31 protein-coding genes are annotated in these 26198 nt (G+C 68.3%); 10 read left to right on the plus strand and 21 right to left on the minus strand.

The genetic code is table 11. The features are described 5' to 3' along the window. Nucleotides 1-3 precede the first annotated feature (3 nt). The 6 genes from AC3WMR_RS16695 to AC3WMR_RS16720 all read right to left on the minus strand — a co-directional run bounded on the left by AC3WMR_RS16695 (nt 4) and on the right by AC3WMR_RS16720 (nt 5609). Nucleotides 4-948 (minus strand): phosphate acetyltransferase, encoded by a 945-nt coding sequence (locus AC3WMR_RS16695; protein WP_492264124.1) that lies wholly within the window; start codon nt 946-948, stop codon nt 4-6. Beyond that, entirely contained in the window at nt 945-3401 is a 2457-nt protein-coding gene (locus AC3WMR_RS16700; RefSeq protein ID WP_492264123.1) for a DUF3141 domain-containing protein, read from the minus strand. Before AC3WMR_RS16700 ends, AC3WMR_RS16695 begins: the two co-directional genes overlap by 4 nt. Before the next feature lie 185 nt (nt 3402-3586). Then, nucleotides 3587-3985, minus strand: coding sequence for a VOC family protein (locus AC3WMR_RS16705; RefSeq protein WP_492264122.1), 399 nt, complete (start codon nt 3983-3985; stop codon nt 3587-3589). A gap of 19 nt (nt 3986-4004) precedes the next feature. Further along, on the minus strand, nt 4005-4640 hold the full coding sequence (gene yfcF / locus AC3WMR_RS16710; RefSeq protein ID WP_175219155.1) for a glutathione transferase: 636 nt from the start codon (nt 4638-4640) through the stop codon (nt 4005-4007). Between the two features lie 94 nt (nt 4641-4734). Next, the gene (locus AC3WMR_RS16715) at nt 4735-5064 is read right to left on the minus strand and encodes a DHCW motif cupin fold protein (protein ID WP_025137354.1); all 330 of its coding nucleotides are present in this window, start codon (nt 5062-5064) and stop codon (nt 4735-4737) included. 59 nt (nt 5065-5123) lie between these two features. Next, entirely contained in the window at nt 5124-5609 is a 486-nt protein-coding gene (locus tag AC3WMR_RS16720; RefSeq protein ID WP_025137355.1) for a GNAT family N-acetyltransferase, read from the minus strand. A gap of 213 nt (nt 5610-5822) precedes the next feature. Between AC3WMR_RS16720 and AC3WMR_RS16725 the strand changes: the two genes are divergently transcribed. From AC3WMR_RS16725 to AC3WMR_RS16735, 3 genes are read left to right on the plus strand one after another with little or no spacing between them, the layout of a single operon-like run. After that, nucleotides 5823-6770 (plus strand): DnaJ C-terminal domain-containing protein, encoded by a 948-nt coding sequence (locus AC3WMR_RS16725; RefSeq protein ID WP_492264226.1) that lies wholly within the window; start codon nt 5823-5825, stop codon nt 6768-6770. A 2-nt stretch (nt 6771-6772) separates the two neighbouring features. Further along, nucleotides 6773-7087: a chaperone modulator CbpM gene (locus AC3WMR_RS16730; RefSeq protein WP_492264121.1), complete on the plus strand. Its 315-nt coding sequence runs from the start codon at nt 6773-6775 to the stop codon at nt 7085-7087. A 15-nt stretch (nt 7088-7102) separates the two neighbouring features. Then, complete coding sequence (locus tag AC3WMR_RS16735; RefSeq protein ID WP_175194141.1) at nt 7103-7717, plus strand: glutathione S-transferase family protein; 615 nt, start codon at nt 7103-7105, stop codon at nt 7715-7717. A 13-nt stretch (nt 7718-7730) separates the two neighbouring features. Here AC3WMR_RS16735 and AC3WMR_RS16740 read toward each other — a convergent pair whose 3' ends face one another. The 4 genes from AC3WMR_RS16740 to AC3WMR_RS16755 form a co-directional block, all read right to left on the minus strand. Beyond that, nucleotides 7731-8378, minus strand: a complete 648-nt coding sequence (locus AC3WMR_RS16740; protein ID WP_492264120.1) for a DsbA family protein — start codon at nt 8376-8378, stop codon at nt 7731-7733. Between the two features lie 106 nt (nt 8379-8484). Beyond that, a complete protein-coding gene (locus tag AC3WMR_RS16745) occupies nt 8485-9960 on the minus strand; it encodes an inorganic phosphate transporter (RefSeq protein ID WP_263911364.1) in 1476 nt (491 codons plus the stop codon). Nucleotides 9961-10054: 94 nt separating this feature from the next. Then, nucleotides 10055-10180, minus strand: coding sequence for a hypothetical protein (locus AC3WMR_RS16750; protein WP_255358783.1), 126 nt, complete (start codon nt 10178-10180; stop codon nt 10055-10057). Nucleotides 10181-10232: 52 nt separating this feature from the next. Then, on the minus strand, nt 10233-11357 hold the full coding sequence (locus AC3WMR_RS16755) for a D-alanyl-lipoteichoic acid biosynthesis protein DltD (protein ID WP_492264119.1): 1125 nt from the start codon (nt 11355-11357) through the stop codon (nt 10233-10235). Nucleotides 11358-11551: 194 nt separating this feature from the next. Between AC3WMR_RS16755 and mog the strand changes: the two genes are divergently transcribed. From mog to AC3WMR_RS16770, 3 genes are read left to right on the plus strand one after another with little or no spacing between them, the layout of a single operon-like run. Continuing rightward, nucleotides 11552-12202 carry a molybdopterin adenylyltransferase gene (mog, locus tag AC3WMR_RS16760; protein WP_175219160.1) on the plus strand — a complete coding sequence of 217 codons (651 nt, stop codon included), beginning with the start codon at nt 11552-11554 and terminating at the stop codon, nt 12200-12202. A 41-nt stretch (nt 12203-12243) separates the two neighbouring features. Further along, nucleotides 12244-12591 carry a hypothetical protein gene (locus AC3WMR_RS16765; RefSeq protein WP_025137363.1) on the plus strand — a complete coding sequence of 116 codons (348 nt, stop codon included), beginning with the start codon at nt 12244-12246 and terminating at the stop codon, nt 12589-12591. Beyond that, nucleotides 12591-13472 carry a peptidoglycan DD-metalloendopeptidase family protein gene (locus tag AC3WMR_RS16770; protein ID WP_492264118.1) on the plus strand — a complete coding sequence of 294 codons (882 nt, stop codon included), beginning with the start codon at nt 12591-12593 and terminating at the stop codon, nt 13470-13472. The genes AC3WMR_RS16765 and AC3WMR_RS16770 overlap by 1 nt, the downstream gene beginning before the upstream one ends. 33 nt (nt 13473-13505) lie before the next feature. Here the strand turns inward: AC3WMR_RS16770 and AC3WMR_RS16775 are convergent, their stop codons facing one another. The 5 genes from AC3WMR_RS16775 to AC3WMR_RS16795 form a co-directional block, all read right to left on the minus strand. Then, on the minus strand, nt 13506-13835 hold the full coding sequence (locus AC3WMR_RS16775) for a hypothetical protein (RefSeq protein ID WP_175219162.1): 330 nt from the start codon (nt 13833-13835) through the stop codon (nt 13506-13508). Nucleotides 13836-13997: 162 nt separating this feature from the next. Further along, a complete protein-coding gene (infA, locus tag AC3WMR_RS16780) occupies nt 13998-14261 on the minus strand; it encodes a translation initiation factor IF-1 (RefSeq protein WP_006221179.1) in 264 nt (87 codons plus the stop codon). Between the two features lie 589 nt (nt 14262-14850). Further along, nucleotides 14851-15390, minus strand: coding sequence for an SRPBCC family protein (locus AC3WMR_RS16785; protein WP_492264117.1), 540 nt, complete (start codon nt 15388-15390; stop codon nt 14851-14853). Continuing rightward, nucleotides 15383-15748 carry an ArsR/SmtB family transcription factor gene (locus AC3WMR_RS16790; protein WP_492264116.1) on the minus strand — a complete coding sequence of 122 codons (366 nt, stop codon included), beginning with the start codon at nt 15746-15748 and terminating at the stop codon, nt 15383-15385. Before AC3WMR_RS16790 ends, AC3WMR_RS16785 begins: the two co-directional genes overlap by 8 nt. 53 nt (nt 15749-15801) lie before the next feature. Continuing rightward, entirely contained in the window at nt 15802-16233 is a 432-nt protein-coding gene (locus tag AC3WMR_RS16795; protein WP_492264115.1) for a GFA family protein, read from the minus strand. Between the two features lie 196 nt (nt 16234-16429). Between AC3WMR_RS16795 and phnC the strand changes: the two genes are divergently transcribed. The 3 genes from phnC (at nt 16430) to phnE (ending at nt 19151) form a co-directional block, all read left to right on the plus strand. Beyond that, complete coding sequence (phnC, locus tag AC3WMR_RS16800) at nt 16430-17272, plus strand: phosphonate ABC transporter ATP-binding protein (protein ID WP_025137369.1); 843 nt, start codon at nt 16430-16432, stop codon at nt 17270-17272. A 28-nt stretch (nt 17273-17300) separates the two neighbouring features. After that, nucleotides 17301-18284: a phosphonate ABC transporter substrate-binding protein gene (phnD, locus tag AC3WMR_RS16805; protein WP_492264114.1), complete on the plus strand. Its 984-nt coding sequence runs from the start codon at nt 17301-17303 to the stop codon at nt 18282-18284. Nucleotides 18285-18356: 72 nt separating this feature from the next. Further along, complete coding sequence (phnE, locus tag AC3WMR_RS16810) at nt 18357-19151, plus strand: phosphonate ABC transporter, permease protein PhnE (protein WP_025137371.1); 795 nt, start codon at nt 18357-18359, stop codon at nt 19149-19151. 37 nt (nt 19152-19188) lie between these two features. Here phnE and AC3WMR_RS16815 read toward each other — a convergent pair whose 3' ends face one another. The 3 genes from AC3WMR_RS16815 to AC3WMR_RS16825 all read right to left on the minus strand — a co-directional run bounded on the left by AC3WMR_RS16815 (nt 19189) and on the right by AC3WMR_RS16825 (nt 22589). Further along, the gene (locus tag AC3WMR_RS16815; RefSeq protein WP_492264113.1) at nt 19189-19686 is read right to left on the minus strand and encodes a GAF domain-containing protein; all 498 of its coding nucleotides are present in this window, start codon (nt 19684-19686) and stop codon (nt 19189-19191) included. After that, nucleotides 19683-20654, minus strand: a complete 972-nt coding sequence (locus AC3WMR_RS16820) for a Bug family tripartite tricarboxylate transporter substrate binding protein (protein WP_025137373.1) — start codon at nt 20652-20654, stop codon at nt 19683-19685. The genes AC3WMR_RS16815 and AC3WMR_RS16820 overlap by 4 nt, the downstream gene beginning before the upstream one ends. Before the next feature lie 99 nt (nt 20655-20753). Beyond that, nucleotides 20754-22589: a gamma-glutamyltransferase family protein gene (locus tag AC3WMR_RS16825; protein WP_492264112.1), complete on the minus strand. Its 1836-nt coding sequence runs from the start codon at nt 22587-22589 to the stop codon at nt 20754-20756. A gap of 113 nt (nt 22590-22702) precedes the next feature. On the opposite strand from AC3WMR_RS16825, the gene AC3WMR_RS16830 reads away from it, so the two are divergent. After that, a complete protein-coding gene (locus AC3WMR_RS16830) occupies nt 22703-23671 on the plus strand; it encodes a LysR family transcriptional regulator (RefSeq protein ID WP_492264111.1) in 969 nt (322 codons plus the stop codon). Here the strand turns inward: AC3WMR_RS16830 and phnN are convergent. Genes phnN through AC3WMR_RS16845 form a run of 3 tightly spaced genes read right to left on the minus strand, consistent with a single transcriptional unit; the run spans nt 23636 to nt 26153 of the window. After that, nucleotides 23636-24214, minus strand: coding sequence for a phosphonate metabolism protein/1,5-bisphosphokinase (PRPP-forming) PhnN (phnN, locus tag AC3WMR_RS16835; RefSeq protein ID WP_492264110.1), 579 nt, complete (start codon nt 24212-24214; stop codon nt 23636-23638). The two genes, AC3WMR_RS16830 and phnN, sit on opposite strands and share 36 nt — an antisense overlap. Beyond that, nucleotides 24211-24954: a DUF1045 domain-containing protein gene (locus AC3WMR_RS16840; RefSeq protein WP_492264109.1), complete on the minus strand. Its 744-nt coding sequence runs from the start codon at nt 24952-24954 to the stop codon at nt 24211-24213. The genes phnN and AC3WMR_RS16840 overlap by 4 nt, the downstream gene beginning before the upstream one ends. A gap of 2 nt (nt 24955-24956) precedes the next feature. Then, nucleotides 24957-26153: an alpha-D-ribose 1-methylphosphonate 5-triphosphate diphosphatase gene (locus AC3WMR_RS16845; RefSeq protein ID WP_175195412.1), complete on the minus strand. Its 1197-nt coding sequence runs from the start codon at nt 26151-26153 to the stop codon at nt 24957-24959. Nucleotides 26154-26198 lie beyond the last annotated feature (45 nt).

A 26198-nucleotide genomic window follows, 5' to 3' on the forward strand; every position in this document is an offset into this window, starting at 1 on the left:
GCGCTAAGCCAGCGGACGGGCCTGCTGTTCGGCCAGGTGGTGCGCGTAGATCGCGGCCACGGCGCAGGACGCCAGGCGCGAGCGCGGGCTGTCCGCGCGGCTGGTCAGGATGATGGGCACGCGCGCGCCCAGCACGATGCCGGCGGCCTCGGCGTTGGCCAGGAAGGTCAGGTTCTTGGCCAGCATGTTGCCGGCTTCCAGGTCGGGTACCACCAGCACCTGGGCCACGCCGGCCACCAGCGAGCGAATGCCCTTGATGCGGGCGGCATCGGGGCTGATGGCGTTGTCCAGCGCCAGCGGGCCGTCCAGCACGCCGCCGGCGATCTGGCCGCGGTCGGCCATCTTGCACAGCGCGGCGGCCTCGATGGTGCTGGGAATGCTTGGGGTGACCTGTTCCACCGCCGACAGGATCGCCACGCGCGGCTCGCCCAGGCCCAAACCATGGTGCAGGTCGATCACGTTGCGGATGATGTCGGCCTTGGTTTCCAGGTCGGGAAAGATGTTGATGGCGGCGTCCGTGATGAACAGCGGCTCGGCGTAGGTGGGCACTTCCATGATGAACACATGGCTGATGCGCCGGCCACTGCGCAGGCCCGTGGTGCGCGCCACCACTTCGTGCATCAGTTCGTCGGTGTGCAGGCTGCCCTTCATGAGCAGCGACGCTTCGCCGCTGCGCACCAGCGCCACGGCGGTTTCGGCCGCGGCGTGGCTGTGCGGCACATCGACGATGCGGGCATCGCCCAGGTTCAGCTTGAACTGCGCGGCCGTGTCGCGGATCTTGCGTTCCGGGCCCACCAGGATGGGCCGCAACAGGCCCAGGTCACGCGCTTCCAGCGCGGCCGACAGCGACGGTTCGTCGCAGGGGTGGGCGATGGCGCACAGCGCGGCGTCCAGCGTTTGCGCGCGTGCGATGAGCTTGTCGTAATGCGTGGAGGTGGGCAGACTCATTCGGATTCGACTCGGGCGGGTTGACGGGCGCTCGTGGTCTTCTTCACGGCGGATTTTTTCGTGGCGGTCTTGCGGGCAGCGGCTTTCGTGGGAGCGGCCTTCGCAGCAGGCTTGGCGGTGGCTTCGGTGGCCTGGGCGGCAGGCTTGCCCTTGGATTCAACCGCTTTGACGGCCTTGGCCGGTGCGCGCCGAGTCTTGGCGGGAAGGGCGGCGGCCGGGGCATCCTGCCGGGCGGCCGCAATGCGCTTACGCGCGGCGGGCGCGGCAAGGCGCTGCGCGGCGCGTTCCGCGGTCACGAAGATCTGCTCCATTTCCGCCAGGCTCTGGCGTGCGGCCGGGCTCAGCGGCTCGGCGGCTTCCAGCACGTGCTTCATCGTGTCCAGCGCTTCTCGGATCGCGTCGGGCGGCGCGTCTTGCAGCAGGCGCGGCATGGTCTGCAGCACCGCAGCGGAATCCAGCCGCATCATCATGGCCTGGTCGCGCACGATGTCCTTGAATTCCTGCAGCGTCATGGCGTTGCCCGCTTCGGCGCGCATCTTGCGGATCAGCGCGAAGCTGCGTTCGTCCAGCCCGCCCTCGGCGCCGGCCACGTACAGCAGCATGCGGATGGCGGCCACGCGCAGGCCGCCTTCCTGCAGCAGCGAACGCAGCTCGGTGGCGCGTTCTTCCATGAAGCGGCGGTGTTCCGGCGACACGCCGGGGTGGCGGCGGGGCAGGCCGTCCTTGCCGCCCAGGCCGGCCAGGTCCTGCACCAGCGGCGAACCGTAGACGCTCATGAAGGTGCGCTCGTCGGCCGAATCGCGCAGCTCCTGGAAGATGTTCAGGCTGGTCTCGATCAGGTTCGAGAACATCTCCTGGGCGATCAGGAACGGGTTGGTGGGCGAGACCGGCTGGCGATGCTCGCGCACCTGCTCGGCCACCTGCGCGATCGGCGCGATGAGCGGATTGCGGTCGGACACCAGCTCGTAGGGCAGGCGCAGCGGATGCAGGCGCTGGCTCCATTCAGCCGATTGCGGCGTGACCGTGGCGCGCACCCAGGGCTGCACGAAGCTGCGATACATGCCCAGGTTGATGTCCGAGATGCGGGCAACGGCCTTGAAGCGGCGGTCGTCGTCTTCCTTGCGGTCGACGATGGCGCGTACGTCGTCCATTTTGCGCTGCTCGAACGACAGCACGTAGTTGCCGTAGGCCAGGTCGGCGTTGGGCATGTCCGGCGTCTTGTCGGTGATTTCGGCCTGGTAGATGCCCGGCGGCAGCACGTCGATCATGTCGATGTTCGACGTGAATTCCTGGTGCTCCTTGCGCGCTACGCTGCCGGACACGAAGATGCCCAGGTGGCCGATGCTTTCATGCACGGCGTAGACGATGGTCTGGTCGTGCGCCAGCACTTCGGCGTCGTCCTGGTACAGGTCGGGGATCCAGCCCAGGGCCTGCGGCGGCGGCGTAATGTTGTCGCCCTTGGAGCAGAACACCACGATGGGCGAACGGATGTTGCGCAGGTCGATGCGGATGCCGTCCGAGGTCACCAGGCCGGCGGTGGACAGTCGGTTGCCCACGAACAGGTTGTCGACGATGTACTGGATTTCCGGCCCGTTCAGGAAGACGTGGCCGCCCCACCATTTTTCGAAGCTCAGGTAGCGCCCGGCTTCGGTATCGACCTTGGAATACAGGTTGTACTGCTTGGACCACAGGGTGTTGGCGGGATTCAGGTTTTCGAAGTTCTGCACCAGCCAGGCGCCGTCGAAGGTGCCGTTGCCCAGGTCGCTGGTCAAGGCGGTGAGCCAGCTGCCGCCGAGCAGGCCGCCCGCATAGCGCATCGGGTTCATGCCGCGCCAGCCCGCCCAGTACGACAGCGGCGCGCCAGCGATGATGATGGGGCCGAACAGTTCGGGGCGTACCGCGGCCGTCATCATGATCTGCCAGCCGGCCTGGCAGTTGGCCACCACCACCGGCTTGCCTTCGGCGTCCGGGTGCAGCGCGATGATCTTTTCCAGGAAATGCGCCTCGGCCATCATCACGTCTTCGACGGTCTGGGTGGGCATGGGCCGCGGCAGGAAGGTGGCGAAATAGCAGGGGTGGCCGGCTCGCACGGCCACGCCGATCTCGCTTTCGGGCTTGAAGCCGCCGATGCCGGGGCCGTGCCCGGCGCGCGGGTCCACCACCAGGAAGGGGCGCTTGATGGGGTCGACCACCACGCCTTCGGGCGGCTTGATGCGCAGCAGGCCGTAATTGACCGGCCGTTCCAGCTCGCGGCCGTCCAGCACCAGCTCGTATTCCATGCTGAGCACGTTGGGGGCCCGCTTGGCCATGTGCTCGTGGTATTGGTTGCCGCGCTGGCGCATCACGTCGGCATAGAGCACGGCGCGCTGCCAGGCGTCCACAGCGTATTCATAGGCGGCCGTCCAGGGATTGAAGGACGGGGCGGGGACGCGATCGTTGCCGGATTCGGCCATGGCGATCTCCTGTAGGGATGCTGCCGACGACAAGGTTGCCGCCGGGCGGGTTCCCAGTGGAACCAGCTGACTTGACCCCCCCATTACACCTGATTGAATGTTGCGTCGCAACATGGGCGGGATTGATGCAAGTCAAACGCGGGGACTATCCGTCCCTGTTGGCCTTGCCGCGGCCCGGCGACGCGTCAGGACGCGTCGTGGCAGACGGCTTCGATGCGGTTGCCGCAAGGGTCCAGCAGGAACGCGGCGTAGTAACGCGGATGGTAGTGCGGCCGCAGGCCGGGCGCGCCGTCGTCGCGGCCGCCATGGGCCAGTCCGGCGGCGTGAAAGGCGTCGACCGCCGCGCGGCTGGTCGCCTTGAAGCACCAGTGGCGGCGCGCGCTGGCCACGGATTCGGTGGTATCGGCCAGGACGGAAAGATAGCTGTGCCCGGCGTCGCCGGGCCCACAGCGCTCGCCGTAGCCCAAGGCGTCGGGGCGGTCGTAGACCTTGACCGCGCCCAGCGCCTGCATGACGGCATCGTAGAAGGGCCGGGCGGTGTCCAGCCCCGCGACGGTCAGGGAGACGTGATCCAGCAGTTGCATGGCGGCTCCGGTGGCCGTGCTAGCCGCGGGCGGCCGCGTTGTGCTCGAGCCATTTGCGCACCGACGGGCGCTGCCACTGCGCGTCGGCGTAGTCGCGCAGCGGATCGGGCAGGCCGTCCAGCCACAGGCGCCGCAGCGCCACCGCCAGGTCGAGATCGGCCAGGCACCATTGGTCGAACAGCGTCGCCTGGCCCGCGCCGATCAGGGCGCTGGCCACGTGGATCAGCTTGGCCGCGGCCGCGTGGCCGGCGTCGGACAGGGGCTGGCCGGGCTGGTCGTAGAACACGGTTTCGGTGGGGCGTTCCTGGCGCAGGGCGGCCAGGTCGCTGCGCAGCCAGGCCTGCAACTGACGGGCGCGGGCGCGATCGCGCGGGTCGGCCGGATACAGCGCGGTACAGGCCGGCGCCGGATGCAGGTCTTCCAGGTACTCGGCGATGGCGGTCGATTCGGTCAGGTTGAAGTCGGCATGCGTCAGGGCCGGCACGCGCGCGGTCAGGGCGCGGCTCTGGTACGGCTGCATGCGTTGTTCGCCTGCGTCCAGGTCGATCGGGCGCACTTCGAAGGGCAGTTGTTTTTCTGTCAGCGCCACATAGGCCGACATGGCGTAGGGGCTGAGGAACTGGGAATCGACGAACAGCGTAAACGGGGCGCCCAAGTGCTTCTCCGGTGTGGCGGTGAGGGGAGGTTGCGTACAGGGTACGCAGGGTGAAGCGTAACGCAACTGAAATTCAGCGTGTCGCGCCGGCGCGTCAGTCGACGATGAAGAGCTTGGCGCCGGTGGCCGTGGACGAGCGGTGCGGCTCGGCCTGGTCGGCCACCTGGTAGCTCATGCCGGGCGTCAGCACGAAGCGGCGGCCGTCTTCCAGTTCGGTGTGCAGCTCGCCTTCCAGGCAGAACAGGATGTGGCCCTTGCTGCACCAGTGGTCGGCCAGGTAGCCGGCGGTGTATTCGACCATGCGCACGCGCACGTCGCCGAACTGGCGGGTGCGCCAGTAGGCCATGCCGGTGTCGCCGGGGTGTTCGGTGGCGTCGACTTCGGACCAGTCCGTGGTGCCGAAGGGAATGTTGCTCATCTTCATGGAATGTCCCTTGGGGGCGGGCGCCGCGGCAGCGCCCGGTATTGGAATGCGTGATTGGCTCAGGCGGCCAGCTTCTTTTGCCAGAACATGGCGCGGCCGGTGTCTGCGTCCAGCGAATAGCCTTCGAAGCCCAGCTTGCGGTACAGGCCCTGCGCCACGTCGTTGCCTTCCAGCACTTCCAGCGTGATCTTGCAGCAGCCCATCTGGCGGGCGCGGGTTTCCAGCGCGGCCAGCAACTGCTTGCCCACGCCCATGCCCTGGAAGCGCGGCGACACGCCCAGGTCGTGCAGGTTCACCAGCGGACGACAGGCGAACGTGGAAAAACCTTCCAGGTAGATCGCCACGCCGGCCGCCTGGCCGTCGACCCGGGCCAGCAGCGCGTGCGCGGTGGGGCGGCGCGCCAGTTCCGGGATCAGGTTTTGCTGCGCGTGTTCGGGCAGGGGCGAATTGCCGCCCATGGGGCCGCTGGCGTACTCGTTGAGCATGGCCAGCACTTGCGCGCCGTGTTCCGGGTTGTTGAAGTCGACGTCGATGATTTCCAGCACGATCGGTTCCTGTTCGTTGGCGGTGGCCTGGCGCAACGGGCGCGGGGCCGCCGGCCCGGCCTGCGCGACCGGGCGTAACCTGCAATTATGCGCGAAGCGGCAAACTTGGCGAATCGCATTGAAAAATCGGGCGTCAGCCCCTATCTTCTTTATGTTCAGGGCCGAATCCGGCGCGAGCCGCCTTTGGCTGCAACCCTAACCATGGGCTGGAAAATGGAGTTCAAGGACTACTACAGCATTCTTGGTGTGGAGCGCGGCGCCTCCGAAGACGAGATCCGGCGTTCCTACCGCAAGCTCGCCCGCAAATACCACCCCGACGTCAGCAAGGAAAGCGACGCCGAGGCGCGCATGCGCGACGTCAACGAAGCCTACGACGTGCTGCGCGACAAGGAAAAGCGCGAGGCCTACGACAACCTTGCCGCGGGTGTGTCGCCCGGCGGCGGCTTCCAGCCGCCCCCCGGCTGGGACGAAGGCTTCGAATTCCACCGCGGCGCGGCCCCCGGCGACGAAGCCCAGTTCAGTGAATTCTTCTCGTCGCTGTTCGGCGGGCGCGGCCGCCGCACGGCAGGCCAGGGCGCACAGCAGGAATTTCGCGCCCGCGGCGACGACCATCACGCCGCCATCGAGGTCGACCTCGAAGACGCGTTGCAAGGCGCCACGCGCGACATCAGCCTGCGGTCCATGCAGGTCGATGACCAGGGCCGCCCGCAAGTGCAGACGCGCACGCTCAGCGTGCGCATTCCGCCGGGCGTGCGCGAAGGCCAGTTCATCCGCCTGGCGGGGCAGGGCATGCCTGGCTACGGCGGCGGTGAAAACGGCGATCTGTACCTGGAAGTGCGCTTCAAGCCGCACGCCCGCTACCGGGCCGAAGGGCGCGACCTCTACATGACGCTGCCGGTCGCCCCCTGGGAAGCCGCGCTGGGCGCCAAGGTCAATGCGCCCACCCCGGGCGGCACCGTCGAAGTGTCGATCCCTGCCGGGTCCGGCAATGGCCGCAAGCTGCGCCTGCGCGGCCGCGGCATTCCGGGCGATCCGCCAGGAGATCTGTACCTGGTGCTTGAGCTTGCCTTGCCGCCCGCCGACACCGAGGCTGCCAAAGAAGCCTATCGCAAGCTGCAGCAAGACCTGCCGTTCAACCCGCGGCGCCACCTGGGGGTCTGATCATGAAGAAACTCGTCATCACCAGCGCCACCGTGGTGGGCAAATCGCAGCCGCTGTCCGCCGACGACCTGGCCCGCGCCTGCGGCGCCGAAGTGGAATGGGTCGCGCAACTGGTCGAAGTCGGCATCGTCGAGGCCGCCGGCCCGCAGCCAGCGCAATGGCGCTTCTACAGCGTGGACCTGCAACGCGCGCTGGATGCGCGCCGGCTGCAACACGATTTCGGCGCCGGCCTGGATGCCGTCGCGCTGATCCTGGACCTCAGCCAGGAAGTGCGGCGCCTGAAGGCGCAACTGCGCGCGCTGGGCGGCGGTGACTAACCCAGGAGACCGACCATGCTGACCCTTTATCACGCGCCGCGTTCGCGGTCGTTCCGGATACTCTGGCTGCTGGAAGAACTGGGCGTGCCTTACGACACCGAGATGGTGTCGATCCGCCGCCGTGACGGCTCCGGCCATATCTCGCCCGACTACATCGACATCCACCCGCATGGCAAGGTGCCGGCGCTGGTGCATGACGGCGTGCCCATCTTCGAAACCCCGGCCATCGCGCTGTACCTGACCGATCTGTATCCCCAGGCCGGCCTGGGTCCGGTGATCGGCGACCCGCAGCGCGGGCCCTATCTGACGTGGCTGGCCTATTCCACCGGCGTATTCGAACCCGCCATGACCGAGCGCGCCTTCAAGACGGCGCACCAGAGCGGGACGATGGGCTGGGGCTCGGCCGACGAGGTCGAACAGGTGGTGGCGCACGTGTTGCAGGCGCGGCCCTATTTCCTGGGCGACCACTTCAGCGCGGTCGATATCGTGCTGGGCGGCAGCTTGCAGTTCATGATGCAGGTGAAGCTGATTCCGGAGAATCCCGTGTTCTCGGCCTATGCCGAGCGGCTGGCCGCACGCCCGGCGATGCACCGCGCCTTGCAGCGCGATGGAGACATCGGCGATTCCTGATGCCGGGCGGTGTTTACTTCAGCCGCTCGCGCAGGTCCGCCTGCCATTGCGACGGACGGCCCAGGTAACGGCCCGGTTCCAGCACGGTGTAGGCGCCGTTCATTTCCAGTGCCAACGTCGGAAAGCCCGACCCGCCCACCCGCGTCAGCAGTGCGCGGCTGTCGGCGACGTGGCGCGCGGTGGCTTCGCCGTCGGCCTGCGCATAGGCCGCGCGAAAGGTCTCGGCATCCAGCCCGATGTCTTCGGCCAGCCGTTGCAGTTCGGCGGGGTCGGCGATGCGCAGACCTTGCACGTAGTGCGCGCGTTGCAGCCGCTTGAGCAGGTCCAGGCCGCGGCCGGCCAACGTCTCGGCGGCCAGCACCGCGGTGGTGGGCGGGGTCGAATCGAACACCGCGCCGTGGTCGCGCAGCAGGCCGTCGGTATAGTCCACGCCGAATTTCTGGCCGGTCAGGCCGGCGATGCGCTCGTCATGCGGCATGACGTAGCGGCGCAGCGCATCGGTGACGGGCTGTACGTTGCTGCCGGTCATCATGCCGCCGCCGTGGGGCGCGATCGTCAGGCCTGCGATGCCGCGGGCGGCCTCGATCAGCGGCGCGGCGCCATAGCACCAGCCGCAGAGCGGGTCATAGATGTAATGCAGGGTGGGGGTAGAGGTAGCCATGGCGCCATGGTAGTGGCGCGCCCACGCTGGGCATAGCCCGGCGCGGTTGCCAGAGTGTTGCGCCGGCCGCGCGGATCGCGCGGCCGGGGGGCATGGGCTTTGGCCCTTAGCCGGCGATCTGCACGCCGACCCAGAACAGGCCGGCCGCCAGCAGCATCGAGGCGGGCAGGGTCAGGATCCAGGCCAGCAGGATGTTGCGCACGGTGCCGCCCTGCAGGCCGCTCTTGTTGGCGATCATCGTGCCGGCCACGCCGGACGACAGCACGTGCGTGGTCGAGACCGGCAGGCTGAACACGTTGGCCAGGCCGATGGCGCCCACCGCGGTCAGCTGGGCCGACATGCCCTGGGCGTAGGTCATGCCCTGCTTGCCGATCTTTTCGCCCACCGTCAGCACCACGCGGCGCCAGCCCACCATGGTGCCGGCCCCCAGCGCCAGCGCCACCGCCACGATCACCCAGAAGGGCGCGTATTCGGTGGTGGCGGTCAGGTCGGCGCGCAGGCGTTGCAGGTCGGTGCGTTCACGGGCGGGCAGGCCTTCGATGCGCGCCACCTTCTTGGCCGTGTCGTCCAGGCACAGCAGGTAGCGGCGCACGTCGATGCGCTTGGCCGCCGACAGGTCGGCATAGTTGCTGACGCCGTGCAGGTCGGCCTGCAGCGCGTCGATGGTGGGCAGGGTCAGCTCGGGATCGCAGCGGAAATTGCGCGGCAGGTCCGACGCCGAACCGGCGCGCTTGAGCGCCAGGAAGTCGCCCAGCATGGCTTCGTTGCGCTGGTAGAAGGCGGACAGGTGGGTGGCCGCGTCGCGGGTGCGTTCGATCTGGTAGGTGGTGCTGTTGGTGTCCAGCACGAAGTTGGCCGGCACGATGCCGATCAGCACCAGCATGATCAGGCCGATGCCCTTCTGGCCGTCGTTCGAGCCGTGCACGAAGCTCACGCCCATGGCCGACAGCACCAGCACCAGGCGGTTCCAGAACGGCGGATGCTTTTTATTGTCGATGGCGCGGCGCTGTTCGGGCGTCTTGTGCATCTTGGACAGCGGCAGCCAGCGCTTGAGCGCCAGCAACAGCCCGCCGGCCACCAGGAAGCCCGCCACCGGCGACACCACCAGCGAGGCGCCGATGTCGATGGCCTTGCCCCAGTTGACGCCGTCCGCCAGGGGCAGGTCGGTCATCAGGGCATTGGCCAGGCCCACGCCCAGGATCGAGCCGATCAGCGTGTGCGAGCTGGACGCCGGAATGCCGAAGTACCAGGTGCCCAGGTTCCAGGCGATGGCGGCGGCCAGCATGGCGAACACCATGGCCAGCCCGCGCCCCGTGTCCACGTTGATCAGCAGTTCCACCGGCAGCAGGTGGACGATGGCGTAGGCCACCCCCACGCCGCCCAGCAGCACGCCCAGAAAGTTGAAGATCCCGGAAAGCACCACCGCCAGGTGCGGCGGCATCGCCTTGGTGTAGATGACCGTCGCGACGGCGTTCGCCGTGTCATGAAAGCCATTGATGAATTCGAAGGCCAGGACGAACGTCAGGGCCAGCGCAAGGCTGAGGCCGACCCAGAGGTCTAGGCCATGGAAGAGGGAGAACATGGAGGGCGGGGAGAGGTTCCGGCGAGGCCCAGATTATTACAGATTTGTGACCTGTCCCTGGTTGCTTGGCGCAACTTCGCCCCGGGCGGCAACCCTAGAACTTCTGATACTGGAATTCGATCTCTATCGGCTTGCCCAGGTTGGCCGACGTGTCGGCCTGGATCATCATGACCGCCAGCAGCCCCAGGTACAGCAGGCACAGCCACAGGGTTTTCTTCATCGCGGTCCCTTCTTGGCGGCCAGCACCGCGGCCAGGGGGGAAATGGGGGGCGTCATGGCCGGAATACCTCGGCGATGCGCTGGTTCACCCGCAGCCAGCCCAGTTCGCCCAGGTGCTGCACGTCGCGCAGGGTGCCGACCTCGTAGGGGGCGCCATACATGTCCATGCAGGTCATGGCGTAGCGGGCGCACAGGGCGTTGACCTCGTGCTGGATCGGGGTGAAGCGGTCCAGGTCCTTGAACACCAGCGGGTGCAGCGGTTGCATCACGAAGAGCGCATTCACGCCGTGGTTGCGCAGCAACTGCATCAGCGCGGCCAGCTCGCGCAATTCGTCCTTGCCGGTCAGCGGCTGGGGCTGGAAGGCCGTCTTGCCGCCCGCCGGCACCGTTTGCAGGTATTTGTCGAAGAAATCGTCGCGCACCGCGTAGCGGTTGTGGGCCATCTGTGCCTGCTCGGCGTCCTGGGCCTCGCGCGCCAGGGCATCCCAGTCCACCACGCGGGCGGCGGCGCCGGGGCCCGCGGTTTCGCTTTCCGGGGCCGGGGCGGCGTAGGCCGGCGTCCACAGGTCGACCAGTCGCTGGCGGAACACATAGGCCTGTTCGGAGGCCATCGACCAGGCGACGCGGGCATCGCCCTTGTCGCGCAGCCAGCGCGCCACCTGCTCGCGGCCTTCAGGCTGGCGCAGCAGGCGGGGCAGCAGGGGATTGGCATGCTCGCGGAATTCGTCCGGCCCCAGGCCGCCATCGCCGTCGAACCAGCCGGGCGACACCATCACCACCACCCGCGAGGCGGGCGACAGGTCGTCGGCCAGGGCGGCCAGCACCAGTTGCATGCCTAGCGACTGAAAACCGGAGTGGCCGTAGGCCATGACCGGCATCTGCAATTCGTCGGCCAGGAAGCGGTACGGCACGAAGCGCAGGTCGGTGCTGGTCAGTTCGGACGAACCCAGCACCACCAGCCGGTCGCCGGTGCGCAGCGCCTGGCTCAGGCGCGACAGGTTGCGGGTCTGGTCCGCCAGGGTGTTGCCCAGGTTGTGGATGTACACGCCGGCCGATGCGGCGGGCGCCGGGCCGGTCCGCAGGGCCAGCGAATGGCAGGCGCCCCAGCCGGCGGCCACGGCGACGGCCAGGGCCAGCGCCGCCGCCAGCGCATGCTGCCCGAGGGTGCGTTTGAACATGAGGAACCAGGAAGGCGCGGCGCGCGTCTCAAGTAAGGGATCGGATTGTGAGCGGATGTTATCCAGGCGCCATGACCGAGACAAGCGCGCAAACCCCAGGGTGCCCGCGGATTCCCCTTTTTGCGACAACCTGCGGCCCACCGGCCCGCGTGCACGCCCGGCTCGGCCGCCAAAGAATGCGATAGCATCCTGTCATGACTACCCCTACCCGAATCGCCCGCCGCCACCCCGACGAACTGATCATCGGCCTGGTGTCGATTTCCGACCGCGCCTCGGCCGGCGCCTACCAGGACCAGGGCCTGCCCGCCCTGCGTGAATGGCTGGGCGGCGCCCTGGCCTCGCCCTGGCAGGCGGTGGACCGCCTGATTCCCGACGAGCCCGCGCGCATTTCCGACACGCTGATCGAACTGGTCGACACCTGCGGCTGCGACCTGGTGCTGACCACCGGCGGCACCGGCCCCGCCCGGCGCGACGTCACGCCCGAGGCCACCCTGGCCGTCGGCACCAAGGAAATGCCCGGTTTTGGCGAACAGATGCGCCAGATCAGCCTGCGTTTCGTGCCCACCGCCATCCTGTCGCGGCAGGTTGCCGTCATCCGCGAGCGGCCGTCGCACGCCGCCCTGATCGTCAACCTGCCGGGCCAGCCCAAGGCCATCCGCGAAACGCTGGAAGGCCTGAAGGCCGACGACGGGTCGACGCTGGTGCCGGGCATCTTTGCCGCCATTCCTTACTGCATCGACCTGATCGGCGGCCCCTATGCCGAGACCCGCCCCGAGGTCATCGCCGCCTTCCGCCCGAAATCGGCGCGCCGCCCGCAGCCAGCCCCCGGGGACGCTGCGGTATAGTTGGCCGCCCCCTTTTTCACCCCCAGCCAGAGAGCCGTCCCATGAAGGTCCGTACCGCCTTGTCCCTTACCGCCGTCCTGCTCGCCGTATCGGCCTGCGCCAACGTCAAAGACGTGCGCGACCGCGACCCGGTGTTCTACGGGTCCACCCAACGCTCGGCCGAGGACTACACCAATTGCGTTGCCTCGGCCTGGAAGGGCATCGGCGTGAATTTCGAACGCAAGGCGGTGCGCAACGGCTTTGAACTGATCCAGCAGGACAGCCTGGGCGTCGAGGCCGTGCTGACCACCACCACCTGGAAGGGCAAGACCGAAGCCCGCCTGTCTACCCGCATCACGCGGCGCGACCAGAGCCTGATCGAACCGGCCAACCTGTGCCTGCAACAGTGATGCCGCAACGCCGAGACATGCTGCGGCTGGGCCTGGCCGCCGCCGCCGTGTGCCTGGGCCTGCCGGCCCGGGCGCAGCAAGCCTCCGGCGCGCAAGCCGGCTTCATCACCCGCAAGCTCAATGCGCCGGTGCCCGGCGGCGTGGCCGTGCTGGCGCTGGGCGACGGCCCCCGCGCCCCGGAAGTCACTTACCGTGATCGCCGCGTGCTGGTGCTGCGCGAAGACGGCAAGCAATGGATCGCCGTGGTCGGCATTCCGCTGGCGGTCAAGCCGGGCGCTCAGGAAATTTCGGTGCGCGACGGCAATGCCACGCGCCAGGTGGCCTTCACGGTGCGCCCCAAGGAATACGTGGCGCAGCACATCACGCTGAAGAACCCGCGCCAGGTCAACCCGGACCCCGACGACATGAAGCGCATCGAGCGCGAGATGGCCGAGCAAAGCGCCGCCAACCGCGCCTATCGCGCCGGCGTCACGCCCAGCAACGTGTTGCTGGATCGCCCCGTCACCGGCGGCCGTCTGTCCAGCCCGTTCGGGTTGCGGCGCTTTTTCAACGGCGAAGAACGCAATCCGCATTCCGGCCTGGATTTCGCCGTGCCGGCGGGCACGCCGATCAAGGCGCCGGCCGCGGGCGTGGTGTCGCTGGTGGGGGATTACTTCTTCAACGGCAAGACCGTGTTCCTGGACCACGGGCAGGGCTTCGTCAGCATGTTCTGCCACATGTCGGCCATCGACGTGAAGGTGGGCGACGAGGTGCCTCGCGGCGGCCTGGTCGGAAAAGTCGGGGCTACTGGCCGGGCAACCGGCCCGCACCTGCACTGGAATGTCAGCCTGAACGATGCGCGGGTCGACCCCGCGATCTTCATCGGCGCCTTCAAGCCCTGATGCACGGCGCGCACGGGCGCGCCGGGATGAAAGTCAGGCCGTGACGGCTTGCGCCTGCGGTTCGGGCGCGGCCGCTGCGGCGGCGGGTTGTTGCAGGGCGATGCGATGCAGCACGAACTGGTGCATGCGCTCGGCATACATCATCTGGTCCAGCATGCCGTGCAGCTGCACTTCCTGCTCATCCAGGCAATTGTCGTACTTGGTCTTGGCTTCGGCGTAGGTCAGGCCGGTGTTGCGCAGGCTGTTGATGAACGCCTCGCGCGATTGATGAAGCAGGCGCAGGCCTTCTTCCCCCTTGGCGAATCGTCTTCGCGTCAAAGAGAGCTGGTCAGCGGCTTCTTTCAGTTCCTGTGTCAGATCCATCTTGCTTCGTGCGGGTTCCGCCGGGCCTGGCGGCTGGGCGCCATTTTTTCATGAACCGGGGTCTTCTGCATTACTACGGCAGGGCGCGGGCAAGGTTAAGGGCTGCCCGAGCTGAAGCAAGCGGTGGGGGCCGGCGCACAGGCCGGCCCAGAGCCGGGCGTTTTAGCGGCGGTACTGCTGGGGACGGTGCGGCGCGGGTGCGCGCTCGTCCTTGTGGCGGAAGTTGATGCGGCCCTTGGTCAGGTCGTACGGCGACATTTCCAGGGTGACGCGATCGCCCGCCAGGATGCGGATGCGGTGCTTGCGGATGCGGCCAGAGGCGTAGGCGCCCACTTCGATGCCGTTGTCCAGTTTGACGCGGTAGCGGCTATCGGGCAGCACTTCGTCAACGATGCCATCCAATTCGATGAGTTCTTCTTTAGCCATTTTCTACTCCTTGATCGTTACGCGCCGCCATGCCGTTGGCATGGCGCGCCGCAGGGGCGGCGGGCGCGTTGGACCCTGAAATCCAGGTCCAGCGGTTTGAACGTAAAACGTCCGGGCAAGCGCGGGTAGGGGCCACGGCATCCCGATTGGATGTCTGAAATGACGGATACTCGCGCCGCGAGGGCTGTGTGCGCGCGATGCGCGGCTTGGTCGCGGGTCGGCGCTTGTGGCGCGTTGCCGGAAGAAGCGGGTTGGAGCGTCTGCTGCAGTGCCGGGCGGCGCGGGGTGCTGCAATGCGCTGCGGGACAGTCGTAGGTTTCGCCCAAGAAAACCGGTTGCCGTTCCGACCCGCCACCACAGGGTTGGCACGCAGAGTGAAAAAAGCCCGGTTTTTGCGGAAAAATCACGGACTTATGTTACTGCAAAGCGCAATATTTAGCCAGTTTTTATCCGCCGCCAGGGCGTGATAGTTGCTATTGAACGACTCGGCCGCGCCAGCAGGGCAGGCTGGCGGCGCGGCCGGGCCAAACGGCCCGGGCCAAACGGCCCGAGCCAAACGGCCCGAGCTAGCGGCCCGGGCCAGGGGCAGTCAGCGCGCCGGGATGCGCGCCCGGTAGTCGGCTTCCCAGCGTTGCAGCGCCGACCAGAACGGACCCGGGCTGCGGCCGGCCAGTCGGGCCGACAGCACGCCCAGGTGCGCATGCCAGCCGCCGGCCACGTCGACCATGTCTTCGCGGGTGGCCAGTTTGCGGTGGGTCAGCACCAGCAGGGTGTCATGGCCTTGCGGCGACAGTTCGAACGTGACTTCCGACGGTTCGCCGCGCGAACCGCCCCAGGTGAAGGCCAGCAGCCGCGGCGGCTCGCAGCGGGTGATGACGCCGTGCGTGGTGACCCCGTTTTCGTAGGGTTTGTAGGGGTCGGGCGTAGGTTCGGCCACGGACGACAGGTCGGCGTGCACGAAGCGCAGGGTGACGCCGCCGCCTTCGCGCAGGTCCATGTCGCCGGTGGCCAGCCATAGTCCGCGCTTGTCGGATTCGGTCAGAAACGCCCAGACGCGCTCGACGCTGCCGGGCAGGACGCGGGTGAAGGTCAGGGACTCGGGGCCGGTGACGACGCCGTATTCACTCATGTTGCTCTCCTTGGGGACTGGCCGGGGGTGTGTGGGCGGCGAGCGCGGCGGCCAGCGCGTCCAGCTTGCTGGACCAGAATTGTTCATAGAAGCGCAGCCATTGCATGGCCTCGGCCATGGGGGCCGGTTCCAGGCTGCAGACATGGTTGCGGCCCTTGACGGTGCGCCGCAGCAGGCCGGCCCGTTCCAGCGCCTGCACGTGTTTGGAGGCGCCGGCAAAGCTCATGCGCAGGGGCGCGGCCAGTTCACCGATGCTGCGGTCCCCCTCGGCCAGGCTGCGCAGCATCTCGCGCCGCGTGGGGTCGGCCAGCGCGCGAAAGACGGCATCCAGGGAGGGGGTGGGCATAAGTTCAACCATAGGGTTGAATATAGCCCGCTTTTCGTTGGAAGTTCAACCCCTGGGTTGAATATTCAGGTCACCGCGTGCGGCAGCTCCGCGTCGGCGCTCTCGTAGGCCTCGGGGTGTTGGGGCAGGGTGTCGGTGATGTCGAACCACGGCGCCTTGCTGGCCACGTGGCAATGCGCGGCGGGCTTGACGCCCGGATCGTCGTCCAGCGCGCCCAGCGGCAGGCCGTAGATGTCCGGGGTCTGGTCGAAGCGGCTGAGCAGCGGCGTGCCGCAGGCCTCGCAGAAGCCGCGGTAGTTGCCCGGCGACGAGCAGTACCAGGTCACGTGGTTTTCCCCCTTGGTCCAGGCGAAGTCCCTGGCCTGCACGGTGGCTCGGCTGCGGAACGCCGCGCCGTGCGATTTGCGGCACATGGCGCAATGGCAATTGAGGGCGTCGGTGAGCGGGCCGCTGATTTCGTAGGCAACGCGGCCGCAGAGGCAGGAACCTTTGATCATGATGAGCGCCTGGCGGAAAGGGGGGATTCCTTGAATATACCCGCGGCATGCGACAGCGGCGCGGCCTTATATGACGGATGTCTTTCAGTCGGTTGCCATGCCCCCATTTTCCGCCAAATGATTCGATCGTCAGGTCATCGCGCTGTCATGCCGCGAAAACAGAATGCGCCCATGAACTACCCAAGGGGATTCGACGATGACAACCGCCATCGAAGTGCAAGGCCTGAGCAAATCCTTCCATCCCGGCGCGCTGGCGCTGGACAACGTCAGCCTGCGCGTGGCCGACGGTGAAATGGTGGCGCTGCTGGGCGCCTCGGGCTCGGGCAAGTCCACCCTGCTGCGCCACCTGGCCGGCTTCGTGGCCGGCGATGCCGGGCAGGGCAGCGTGACCGTCAACGGCCAGCTGATCCAGCGCAATGGCCGCCTGTCGCGCAATGTGCGGGCTGCCCGCGCCAGTATCGGTTTCGTGTTCCAGCAATTCAACCTGGTGGGCCGCCTGCCGGTGATCACCAACGTGCTGACCGGCATGCTGCCGCGCGTGCCGATGTGGCGCAGCCTGATCCGCGTGTTCCTGCGAGCCGAAGTCCGCCAAGGGCTCGACGCGCTTGCCCAGGTTGGTATAGACGACTATGCATTTCAACGTGCCTCGACGCTGTCCGGCGGCCAGCAGCAGCGCGCGGCCATCGCCCGCACACTGGTGCAGAACGCTCGCGTGATCCTGGCCGACGAACCGATTGCCTCGCTCGACCCGGAATCGTCCCGCCGCGTGATGGACACGCTGGCGCAGATCAACCGCACCCGCAAGGTGGCCGTGGTGGTGTCGCTGCACCAGGTCGACGTGGCCCTGCGCTACTGCCCGCGAGTGGTGGCGCTGCGCCACGGCAAGGTGGTCTACGACGGCCCGTCGGCCGACCTGACCCCCGCCATGCTGCGCGACCTGTACGGCTCGGAACTGAGCGAGCTGCTTCCCGAATACTCGCCGCCGGTCACGCCGCTGCCCGGCCTGGCGCCGCTTTCCCAACAGGCCTACGCCGCCTGACCGCCCCTTTCCTACCCGGAGCTTTCCCATGCTACGCAGAACCTTTTGTGCCCTGATCGCCGCTGCCGCCCTGTCCACGCAAGCCCACGCCCAGGACGCCAAGCCGCTGAACTTCGGCATCATCTCGACCGAATCGTCGACCAACCTGAAGTCGGTCTGGCAGCCGGTCATCGACGACCTGAGCCGCGCCATCGGCGTGCCGGTCAAGCCCTTCTTCGCGTCGGACTACGCCGGCATCATCGAAGGCATGCGCTTCAACAAGGTGCAGGTTGCCTGGTATGGCAACAAGGCGGCCATCGAGGCCGTGGACCGCGCCAACGGCGAAGTGTTCGCCTCGGTGATCGACAAGGACGGCAACCCGGGCTACTGGTCGCTGCTGATCGTCAACAAGGACAGCGACCTGAAGACGCTGGACGACGTGCTCAAGCGCCGTGGCCAGCTCAGCTACGGCGCGGGCGATCCCAACTCGACGTCCGGCACCGCCGTGCCCGGCTACTACCTGTGGGCCGCCAACAAGATCGAACCCAAGACCTTCTTCAAGACGGTGCGGTCGAGCAACCACGAAGCCAACCTGCTGTCGGTCATCAACAAGCAGGTGGACGTAGCCGTGAACAACACCGAGGCGCTGGAGCGCTATCGCCTGAGCACCGGCAAGGACGCCAACGACAGCGTGCGCATCCTGTGGAAGTCGCCGCTGATCCCGGCCGATCCACTCGTCATGCGCACCGACCTGCCGGCCGACATGAAGGCCAAGATCCGCGACTTCTTCGTGAACTACGGCAAGGGCAAGGACGCCGAGCGTGAAATGGCCAACCTGAAGGCGCTGACCTACCAGGGCTTCCGCGCGTCGGACAACCAGCAACTGGTGCCGATCCGCCAGATCGAACTGGCCCGCGAAAAGGCCAAGGTCGAAGGCGACGCCACCATCAGCCAGACCGAAAAGCAGAAGCAGCTGGCCGAACTGGACCGCAAGCTGGCCAGCCTGGGCCAACCGGCCACGGCCAAGCAGTAACGATGCCGCACGCGCCGGCGCCTGATTGCAGGCGCCGGCGCGTGCGCATCGCACTTTCTACCTGGAATCGATATGACCCTGGCCGTGCCCACTTCCCGTAATTCCGCCGCGCCGCGCTCGTCGCTGCCGGTCCTGCTCGTATGGGCCATCGTGCTGGCACTGCTGGTGATGTCCTGGCGCGGCGCCGACATGCGGCCGCTGGACCTGCTGCGGGACTCCGGCAACATGGCGCAGTTCGCCGCCGACTTCTTTCCGCCCAATTTCCGCGATTGGCGCATGTACCTGGACGAGATGGTCGTGACGGTGCAGATCGCCGTGTGGGGCACGTTCCTGGCGATCGTGCTGGCCGTGCCGCTGGGCCTGCTGTGTTCGTCGAACATGGTGCCTGCCTGGGTCTATCAGCCGATGCGGCGCCTGATGGACGCCTGCCGCGCCATCAATGAAATGGTGTTCGCCATGCTGTTCATCGTGGCGGTGGGCCTGGGTCCGTTCGCCGGGGTGCTGGCGCTGTGGGTGCACACCACCGGCGTGCTGGCCAAGCTGTTTTCCGAAGCAGTCGAGGCCATCGATCCGCGGCCCGTGGAGGGCGTGCGCGCCACCGGTGCCAACGCCCTGGAGGAAATCGTCTACGGCGTGATCCCTCAGGTGCTGCCGCTGTGGATCTCGTATTCGCTGTACCGCTTCGAATCGAACGTGCGCTCGGCCTCGGTGGTGGGCATCGTGGGCGCGGGCGGCATCGGCACCGTGCTGTGGGAAATCATCCGCAGCTTCCGCTATGCCGAGACCTGCGCGGTGATGATCATCATCGTGGCGTTCGTGGTGGTGATCGACATGGCGTCCTCGCGCATCCGCCGCGCGCTGATCTAGGCTTGGCCGAGGTTGCAACCCCGGCCCGGTGCGGGCGTCAGTCCGGCGCCAGCGTCAGGAAGGCGGGCAGGGCCAAGAGGCCCGCCAGCCGCGCGGCGGCGATGTCCGCTGCGGACAGCGCGGCGCGCGGCATCAGGAAGTTGACGGTGCCCAGGCAGGCGCCGTCATGCACCACCGGCACGTTGATCACCGACTGCAAGCCCAGCTCGCGGATGGCATCGTGGTCGTTGAAGAATTCGCGGATGGCGGCTTCGCCTTCGCCAACGAACAGCTTGCGTTCGAGCAGCACGTGATTGCCCCAGGCGGTGCCGCGCTTGTCCTTGCTGCCGCCAGGCGGGTAGGCCGCCGGGTTCGAGCTGTACAGGCGCACCACGCGCATCTGGGCCGCATCGTGGCGGTTGATGGTGCACAGCGTATGGCCGAGCACGTCATGCGCATGGGCGTCGATGGCGGCGAAGGCCGCTTGCACCGATGCGTCGGCGTAGGCCTGCGCCAGGCGGTCGAGAGCGCCGGCGGTGTCCAAAAGCGTGCTCATTCGGCGGTGATCCCCAGTTCCTTGATGAGCTTGCCGTACTTGTCGGCATCGCGCGCCAGCACCTTGGAAAACTGTTCCGGCGTGGTGTCCATCAACAGCACGCCCATGTCGGCCATTTTCTTGATGACGTCGGGCCGCTTCAGGATGCGGTTGATTTCCTGGTTGAGGCGGGCGGTCAGTTCCGGCGGCATGCCGGCCGGGCCGAAGGCGCCGTACCACACCGACAGTTCATAGCCGGGCAGCGTTTCGGCCACCGTGGGCACGTCGGGCAGCAGCGGCGAGCGCTGCTCTTCGGTCACGGCCAGTAGCTTGAGCTTGCCGGTCTGCACGTGCGGCAAGGTCTGCGTGCCGGCGCTGAACAGTACCTGCGTGCGTCCGGCCACGGTGTCCATCACGGCGGGCGCGCCGCCGCGGTAGGGGATGTGCATCATCTTCACGCCCGCGGCCTTCTCGAAGAGCGCGGCGCTGAGATGGTTGGTCGACCCCTGGCCGGCCGACGCATAGGCGACGGTGCCGGGGTTGGCCTTGGCGTAGGCGATGAATTCCTTCAGGTTGGATGCCGGCACCGACGGGTGCACCACCATGGTGTTGGTCACTAGCGCCAGTTCGGCGATGGGCGTGAAATCCTTGACCCCGTCGAACGGCATGCTGGAATACAGCGCCTGGTTCATCGTGTGCGTGCTCATCGAGCCGACCAGCAGCGTGTAGCCGTCGGGCTTGGCGCGGGCCACGTAGGTGGTGCCGATGTTGCCCGATGCGCCCGAGCGGTTCTCGACGATGACCGGCTGGCCCAGCGATTGCGTCAGCCCTTCGGACAGCACGCGGGCCAGGATGTCGGTGGACCCGCCGGCGGCCCACGGCACTATCAGGGTGATGGGCTTTTCGGGCCAGGCGGCATGCGCCAGGGCCGGGCCGGCCAGGGCGACGCCCAGGGTGCAGGCGCGCAGCAGTCGTTGGATGAGCTTCATGGTGTTTACCCCTTGCAATGTGGCCGGTCTGGGCGCCGGCTGGATGGAAATATGGTCAGTCAGTAAAGGCAGTCGTTACGGGCAGTCAGTACGGGCAAGCTAGCGGCCGACGGCATAGCCTTGCATGCCGCGCGGATTGGCGCCCGCGCGCAGCAGCAGGCCACCGCCGGCGGCGGGTTCGCGGGTGCAGGCGCTGATGCGGCCTTCGGACCAGTCCGGCCCCACCCGCACCTCGTGGCCCGCGTCGCGCAAGGCCTGCACGGTGTGCTCCGGCAGACGCGCTTCGACGGTCAATCGATTCAGCGTCAGCGCGCGCGGCCAGAACGAGCCCGGAAAATGGTCGATATGCCAGGACGGCGCCTCGATGGCTTCCTGCAGATTCATGCCCAGCGCGTGGCGCAGGAAGAACGCCACGGTCCATTGGTCCTGCTGGTCGCCGCCCGGCGTGCCGAACGCCATGTAGGGCTGGCCGTCGCGCAGCACCAGACCGGGCGACAGCGTGGTGTTGGGCCGCTTGCCGGGTTGCAGCTGGCCGGGCACGCCTTCGTCCAGCCAGGTCATCTGCAGCCGCGTGGTCAGAGGAAAGCCCAGTCCCGGCACCACCGGGCTGGACGACAGCCAGCCACCCGAAGGCGTCGCGGCCACCATGTTGCCGTCCAGGTCGATGACGTCGATCTGGCAGGTGTCGCCCACGAAAATCTCGCGCTCGGCCCATTCGGCCACGGGCGGCAGGGCGGCAAACGTCGGCTCGCCCACGCCGAAGCGCGTGTCGGACGCGGCCAGCGTACGCACGGCCGCGCCCAGGTCGGGCAGGCGCGGCTCACGGCCGCCGGGGCTGCCGGGGCGCAGCGTGTCGCTGGCGCGCGGGCCGATCGTGGCGGCGCGCGTCCGGGCGTATTCGTCGCTGAGCAGGTCGGCCAGCGGCACGTCGACGAAGTCGGGATCGCCATACCAGACGGCGCGGTCGGCAAAGGCCAGCTTGGCGGCCTCGGCCACGTGGTGCACGAATTGCGGCGAGCACGGGTCGGTGCCCAGGTCCAGGTGGCGCAGTAGCGCCAGTTGCTGCAAATGCGCCGGGCCTTGCGACCAGATCCCGCACTTGGCCACCGTGTAGCGGCCATACTGGACCGTGGCCGGATCGTCGTAGCGGGCGCGCCAGTCGGCCAGGTCGGCCTTGCGCAGCAGGCCGCGGTTGCGCTGGCCGGTGGTGTCGCGCACTGCCTCGTGGGTGTAGTAGCGGTCGATCTCGTCGGCCACGAAGCCGCGGTACCAGACGTCCAGCGCGGCATCGATGCGGCCGCGGCGGTCGGTCGATGCGGCATGCGCCTCGTCCAGGATGCGGGTGTAAGTGGCGGCGATGGCCGGCGTGCGCATCAGCGCATCGGGCGCGCGCACGCGGCCGCCAGGCAGCCACACGGCAGCGGAACTGGTCCATTCGTCGCGGAACAGGGCCTGCACCGCCAGGATGGCCTGCGAGATGCGCGGCACCAGCGGAAAGCCGTTGCGGGCGTAGTCGATGGCCGGGCGCAGCACGTCGGCCAGTTCCCAGGTGCCGTAGTCGCGCAGCAGGGTCAGCCAGGCGCCGAACGCGCCGGGTACCGTGGCGGGCAGCAGGCCGATGCCGGGCACCAGGTCCACGCCCAGGCCGCGAAAGTAGCCGGGCGTGGCCAGTGCCGGTGCCGGCCCCTGGCCGCACAGCGCCCGCATGCGGCCTTCGGTTTCGCTCCAGAACAGGATCGGCACTTCGCCGCCCGGGCCGTTCAGGTGAGGCTCCACGATCTGCAGCGCGAAGCCGCCCGCCACCGCCGCGTCAAAGGCGTTGCCCCCGCGCTCCAGCACGCTCATGGCCACTTGCGAGGCCAGCCAGTGCGTGGACGAGACGACACCGAAGGTGCCGCGGATTTCAGGTCGGGTGGTGAAGGCTGGGGTGGACATGGGCGGTCGGGTCGGCAGGCGGCAGTGAATGGGCCCAGTATAGGATTACGAAATAACTGCAATCGCCTTTATTGGCATAATTGAATAACTATATGGTTATAGGGGGAAGCGTCGTGATCTGGGACCCTGCACGCCTGGCCAACCGCCTGAAGCAGCGCCACCTCGTGCTGTTGGCCAACATCGCCCGGCACGGCACGCTGACCCGTGTGGCGGCCGCCACCGGCATCAGCCAGCCCGCGGCGACCAAGGCGCTGGCCGAACTGGAAGACATCTTCGGCGCGCCGCTGTTCCTGCGCACGGGCCGCGGCCTGCTGGCCACGCCCCTGGGCGAGCTGGCGCTGGTGCGCGCCCGCCACCTGCAGAACGATCTGGACGTGTGGGCGCGCGAAGTCGCCGCGCTGCACGACGGCCGCGCCGCCCACCTGCACGTGGGCGTGGTGCCGTACGTGTCGAGCGCGCTGCTGACGGCGGCGATCAGCCGGCTGCACCAGCGCCATGGCGTGACGCTGACGCTGCATCGCGCCACCACCGACCACCTGGTGCCGATGCTGCGGCGGCACGAGCTCGATTGCATCATCAGCCGCGCTACCTCGACCGTGGCGCAGGACGACCTGAGCCACCGCGTGCTGTACCGCCAGCGGCCGCGCCTGATCGCACACAGCCGGCTGGCGCAGCGCCTGGCCCGCCGCAAGCCGGATTGGGCGGGGCTGGCCGAGATGGATTGGGTGCTGCCGGCCGCCAACACGCCGACGCGCCAGCTGATCGTCGAGCATTTCATCCGCGCCGGCCTGCGTTCGCCGTCGCCGGTGCTGGAAGCCTATTCCACCGACGTCATCGAAGGCATGCTGAGCGCCAACGATGCGCTGATGTCGGTGGTGCCCGAAGACATCGCGCGCGAGATCTGCCAGCGCGGCAAGCTGGGCATGGTGCCGTGGGATTTCGGCTGGGAACTGCCGCCGATCAACCTGATCCGGCGGCGTCGCGAACAGGCGCTGGCGGCGGAAGACCGGTTTTCCGAGATACTGCTGGAACTGTGCGCGCCCGCGTCAGGCGGCCAGCCGGTCCCGGGCGATATCCAGTAATTCTGCCGCCGCGGCTTCCGGCGCGCCGTTGTTGCCCACCCGCAGCAGGCGGCAGCCGTCGGGCACGCCGAAGTCCTGCGCCGCGCGCAACAGGCGCGACGCAATCTGTTCGGACGTTTCACGGCCGCGTTCGGCCAGCCGCTGCGCGAGCCGGGCGGGGTCGACCGTGATCTCGACCGCGGTCAGCGCCGGGTAGCGCTGATAGGCGTCGGCCAGGTGCGCGCGCGAGCCGTTGATGATGACGGCCGCGCCGCAGTCCAGCCAGGTATCGACCTCGATGCCGATGCCGTAGAAGAGGCCATGGCTGGCCCAGCGCAGGGCAAAGCAGCCCAGCGCGGCGCGACGCGCGAATTCCTCGACGGTCAGGCGCAGCGCGTCTTCGGTGGCGCCGCTGTCGCGCGTGATGTAGCGGTGCGCCACCAGCACGGGTTCGTCGCCGCGCAGGCGGGCGCGCATCAGCCGCAGCAAGGTGTCCTTGCCGCTGCCCGAGGCGCCCATCAGGTAGACGAGGCGGGCGCCGCTGGCGGGGGCGGGCGGGTTCATGTCGCGGCCGGCCCTTGCAGCCAGGCGGCGCCGACGGCATCGGTGTGCGTGCCGTCGAAACCGTAGTGGCGCGCGGCGATGAAATCCGCGCCCGCTTGCGGCTGCACATAGACGCTGACGCCCGGCACAGGCATGGCCTGGCCGCGCAACGGGTCGGCAAAGGCGGCTATCGCGGCCTGCGCCCGGGCCAGCGCGGCGCCTTCCAGCTTGCCGGTCAGCGTGATGTGGAAGGTGAAGGTGTCGAACACATACGGGTAACCCCAGCGCGCCAGCATGGCCTGCTGCTCGGGCGGCAGGGTGTGCGGCTGGCGACGGGCCAGTTCGTCGGCCGTGGGCGGGGCGCGCAGTTCGTCCAGCCCGCGCACGGCGGCCGCGGCCAGCGCGTGGATGCGGGCATGGCCGTCGGTGTCTTGCGGCGCCACCCGCCAGGCCAGGAAACCGCGCAGCGGTTCACATTCCAGTTCGATGGCGAAGGCGCTGCCGTCTTGCACCAGGCGGCGAGCCGCGGCATCGACGTCTTCAGGTGCGGTGCCGGTCCGCAGGCGGAACGGCGGCTTGAGCGTGGCGTGCAGGCCGTAGTGGCGCGGCGCGCGGGTCCAGTCGGACGCGGCGTCGGGTTGGCCGGGCAGCGGCGGCAGGGCCGCGCCGGTGTCGGCGCAGCGGCCCAGCCAGCGGCTGCCCAGGTCGCGCCAGGGGCCGGTGGGGGCCAGGTACAGGGCGTAACGGTGAGCCAGCGGCATGATCAGGCGGCCATGCGCTGGCTGTGGTCGTCGCCGAAGGCGCGGGTGGCGTAGCGCAATTCACCACCCACGATCGCGGCGCAGACGCGCGGCAGGCCGGGCACCTGGTCGTCCACCACGATGGCGTCGGCGATCAGGCCGGGGGCCAGCAGGCCGCGGTCCTGCAGGCCGGCGGCGCGCGCCGGGTTCAGCGACACCAGGTTCCAGGCCTGTTCCAGCGGCAGCACGCCGTCGTGGGCCAGGCGCATCACGGCGGCCAGTGGTGCGGGGTAGTAGTAATCGGACGTGAGGATGTCGCACAGGCCTGCGCGGATCATCTCGGTGGCGCTGGGGGCGTTGGTATGGCTGCCGCCGCGCACCACGTTGGGGGCGCCGAACACCACGGAATTGCCCAGGTCGCGCGCCACGCCGGCGGCTTCGCGGGTCAGCGGGAATTCGGCCACGCCGCAGCCCAGCTGGTGGTAGTAGCGGCGGGTGGCGGCGTCCGGGTCGTCGTGCGAGGCGACCTTCAGGCCGGCCGCCTGGGCGCAGGCGGTCAGTTCGCGCATGGCGTCGGCCACGGAATCGGCCGCGCCCATCGCCTGGCGGATGCGGGCCTGGAAGGTGTCCAGGTCGCACTCGGCGCGGTCGGCGTATTGCAACAGCTTGCGGTCATCGCCCAGGCGGCGGGCCATGCTGGGCAGGTGGTCGTTCAGCGCCACGAAGCGCACGCGGCCGTCGCGGATCCATTGCTGGGCGGTCTCGACGCCGCCGACGTGATGGGTCTCGAAGCGCAGGTGCACGTAGTGGCGCGCGCCCATGATGTGGCGCATGCGCTCCAACGCGTCGAACATGCGTTCGGCGTAGGCCTCGCCGCGCAGGCCGCCTTCCCAGGACAGCGTGACGCCGTGGAATTCGGTGGTGATGCCGTTGGCCAGCAATTGGCGGTCGACGTCGAACAGAGCGCCGTCGTACGGAAAGGTGACGCTGGGCCGCGGCATGATGGCGCGTTCGAAGGCGTCGCCGTGCAGGTCGACGATGCCCGGCAGCACCAGCAGGTTGCCGGCGTCGAACCAGGACGCGCCGCGCGCGGCCGTGCCCCCGCCGTCGTCGATCAGTCCTGCGTGAAAGCGCAGGCTGGCGTGCTCGATGCCGCGAGGGGTCAGGATACGTTGGCCTGTGACACCGGCCAGGGGCGAGGGGGCGTGTGCTTGGTTCATGACTGGGACGTTAGCGGTGTTGCATTACAACCAGATGTCTAGATG

It is taken from the genome of Achromobacter sp. FW305-C-28 (assembly GCF_058783235.1).

What these genes read in the sequence shown, in the direction of transcription:
- AC3WMR_RS16745 (WP_263911364.1), bottom strand. Translation starts at nt 9,960, where the DNA reads ATGTTCTCCCTCTTCCATGGCCTAGACCTCTGGGTCGGCCTCAGCCTT.
- AC3WMR_RS16840 (WP_492264109.1), bottom strand. Translation starts at nt 24,954, where the DNA reads ATGCCGCTGGCTCACCGTTACGCCCTGTACCTGGCCCCCACCGGCCCC.
- AC3WMR_RS16790 (WP_492264116.1), bottom strand. Translation starts at nt 15,748, where the DNA reads ATGGTTGAACTTATGCCCACCCCCTCCCTGGATGCCGTCTTTCGCGCG.
- AC3WMR_RS16715 (WP_025137354.1), bottom strand. Translation starts at nt 5,064, where the DNA reads ATGAAGATGAGCAACATTCCCTTCGGCACCACGGACTGGTCCGAAGTC.
- AC3WMR_RS16740 (WP_492264120.1), bottom strand. Translation starts at nt 8,378, where the DNA reads ATGGCTACCTCTACCCCCACCCTGCATTACATCTATGACCCGCTCTGC.
- AC3WMR_RS16725 (WP_492264226.1), top strand. Translation starts at nt 5,823, where the DNA reads ATGGAGTTCAAGGACTACTACAGCATTCTTGGTGTGGAGCGCGGCGCC.
- AC3WMR_RS16770 (WP_492264118.1), top strand. Translation starts at nt 12,591, where the DNA reads ATGCCGCAACGCCGAGACATGCTGCGGCTGGGCCTGGCCGCCGCCGCC.
- AC3WMR_RS16795 (WP_492264115.1), bottom strand. Translation starts at nt 16,233, where the DNA reads ATGATCAAAGGTTCCTGCCTCTGCGGCCGCGTTGCCTACGAAATCAGC.
- AC3WMR_RS16750 (WP_255358783.1), bottom strand. Translation starts at nt 10,180, where the DNA reads ATGAAGAAAACCCTGTGGCTGTGCCTGCTGTACCTGGGGCTGCTGGCG.
- AC3WMR_RS16765 (WP_025137363.1), top strand. Translation starts at nt 12,244, where the DNA reads ATGAAGGTCCGTACCGCCTTGTCCCTTACCGCCGTCCTGCTCGCCGTA.
- phnN (WP_492264110.1), bottom strand. Translation starts at nt 24,214, where the DNA reads ATGAACCCGCCCGCCCCCGCCAGCGGCGCCCGCCTCGTCTACCTGATG.
- phnC (WP_025137369.1), top strand. Translation starts at nt 16,430, where the DNA reads ATGACAACCGCCATCGAAGTGCAAGGCCTGAGCAAATCCTTCCATCCC.
- AC3WMR_RS16735 (WP_175194141.1), top strand. Translation starts at nt 7,103, where the DNA reads ATGCTGACCCTTTATCACGCGCCGCGTTCGCGGTCGTTCCGGATACTC.
- AC3WMR_RS16845 (WP_175195412.1), bottom strand. Translation starts at nt 26,153, where the DNA reads ATGAACCAAGCACACGCCCCCTCGCCCCTGGCCGGTGTCACAGGCCAA.
- AC3WMR_RS16775 (WP_175219162.1), bottom strand. Translation starts at nt 13,835, where the DNA reads ATGGATCTGACACAGGAACTGAAAGAAGCCGCTGACCAGCTCTCTTTG.
- AC3WMR_RS16730 (WP_492264121.1), top strand. Translation starts at nt 6,773, where the DNA reads ATGAAGAAACTCGTCATCACCAGCGCCACCGTGGTGGGCAAATCGCAG.
- mog (WP_175219160.1), top strand. Translation starts at nt 11,552, where the DNA reads ATGACTACCCCTACCCGAATCGCCCGCCGCCACCCCGACGAACTGATC.
- AC3WMR_RS16695 (WP_492264124.1), bottom strand. Translation starts at nt 948, where the DNA reads ATGAGTCTGCCCACCTCCACGCATTACGACAAGCTCATCGCACGCGCG.
- phnD (WP_492264114.1), top strand. Translation starts at nt 17,301, where the DNA reads ATGCTACGCAGAACCTTTTGTGCCCTGATCGCCGCTGCCGCCCTGTCC.
- infA (WP_006221179.1), bottom strand. Translation starts at nt 14,261, where the DNA reads ATGGCTAAAGAAGAACTCATCGAATTGGATGGCATCGTTGACGAAGTG.
- AC3WMR_RS16705 (WP_492264122.1), bottom strand. Translation starts at nt 3,985, where the DNA reads ATGCAACTGCTGGATCACGTCTCCCTGACCGTCGCGGGGCTGGACACC.
- AC3WMR_RS16825 (WP_492264112.1), bottom strand. Translation starts at nt 22,589, where the DNA reads ATGTCCACCCCAGCCTTCACCACCCGACCTGAAATCCGCGGCACCTTC.
- AC3WMR_RS16785 (WP_492264117.1), bottom strand. Translation starts at nt 15,390, where the DNA reads ATGAGTGAATACGGCGTCGTCACCGGCCCCGAGTCCCTGACCTTCACC.
- AC3WMR_RS16700 (WP_492264123.1), bottom strand. Translation starts at nt 3,401, where the DNA reads ATGGCCGAATCCGGCAACGATCGCGTCCCCGCCCCGTCCTTCAATCCC.
- phnE (WP_025137371.1), top strand. Translation starts at nt 18,357, where the DNA reads ATGACCCTGGCCGTGCCCACTTCCCGTAATTCCGCCGCGCCGCGCTCG.
- AC3WMR_RS16755 (WP_492264119.1), bottom strand. Translation starts at nt 11,357, where the DNA reads ATGTTCAAACGCACCCTCGGGCAGCATGCGCTGGCGGCGGCGCTGGCC.
- AC3WMR_RS16815 (WP_492264113.1), bottom strand. Translation starts at nt 19,686, where the DNA reads ATGAGCACGCTTTTGGACACCGCCGGCGCTCTCGACCGCCTGGCGCAG.
- AC3WMR_RS16820 (WP_025137373.1), bottom strand. Translation starts at nt 20,654, where the DNA reads ATGAAGCTCATCCAACGACTGCTGCGCGCCTGCACCCTGGGCGTCGCC.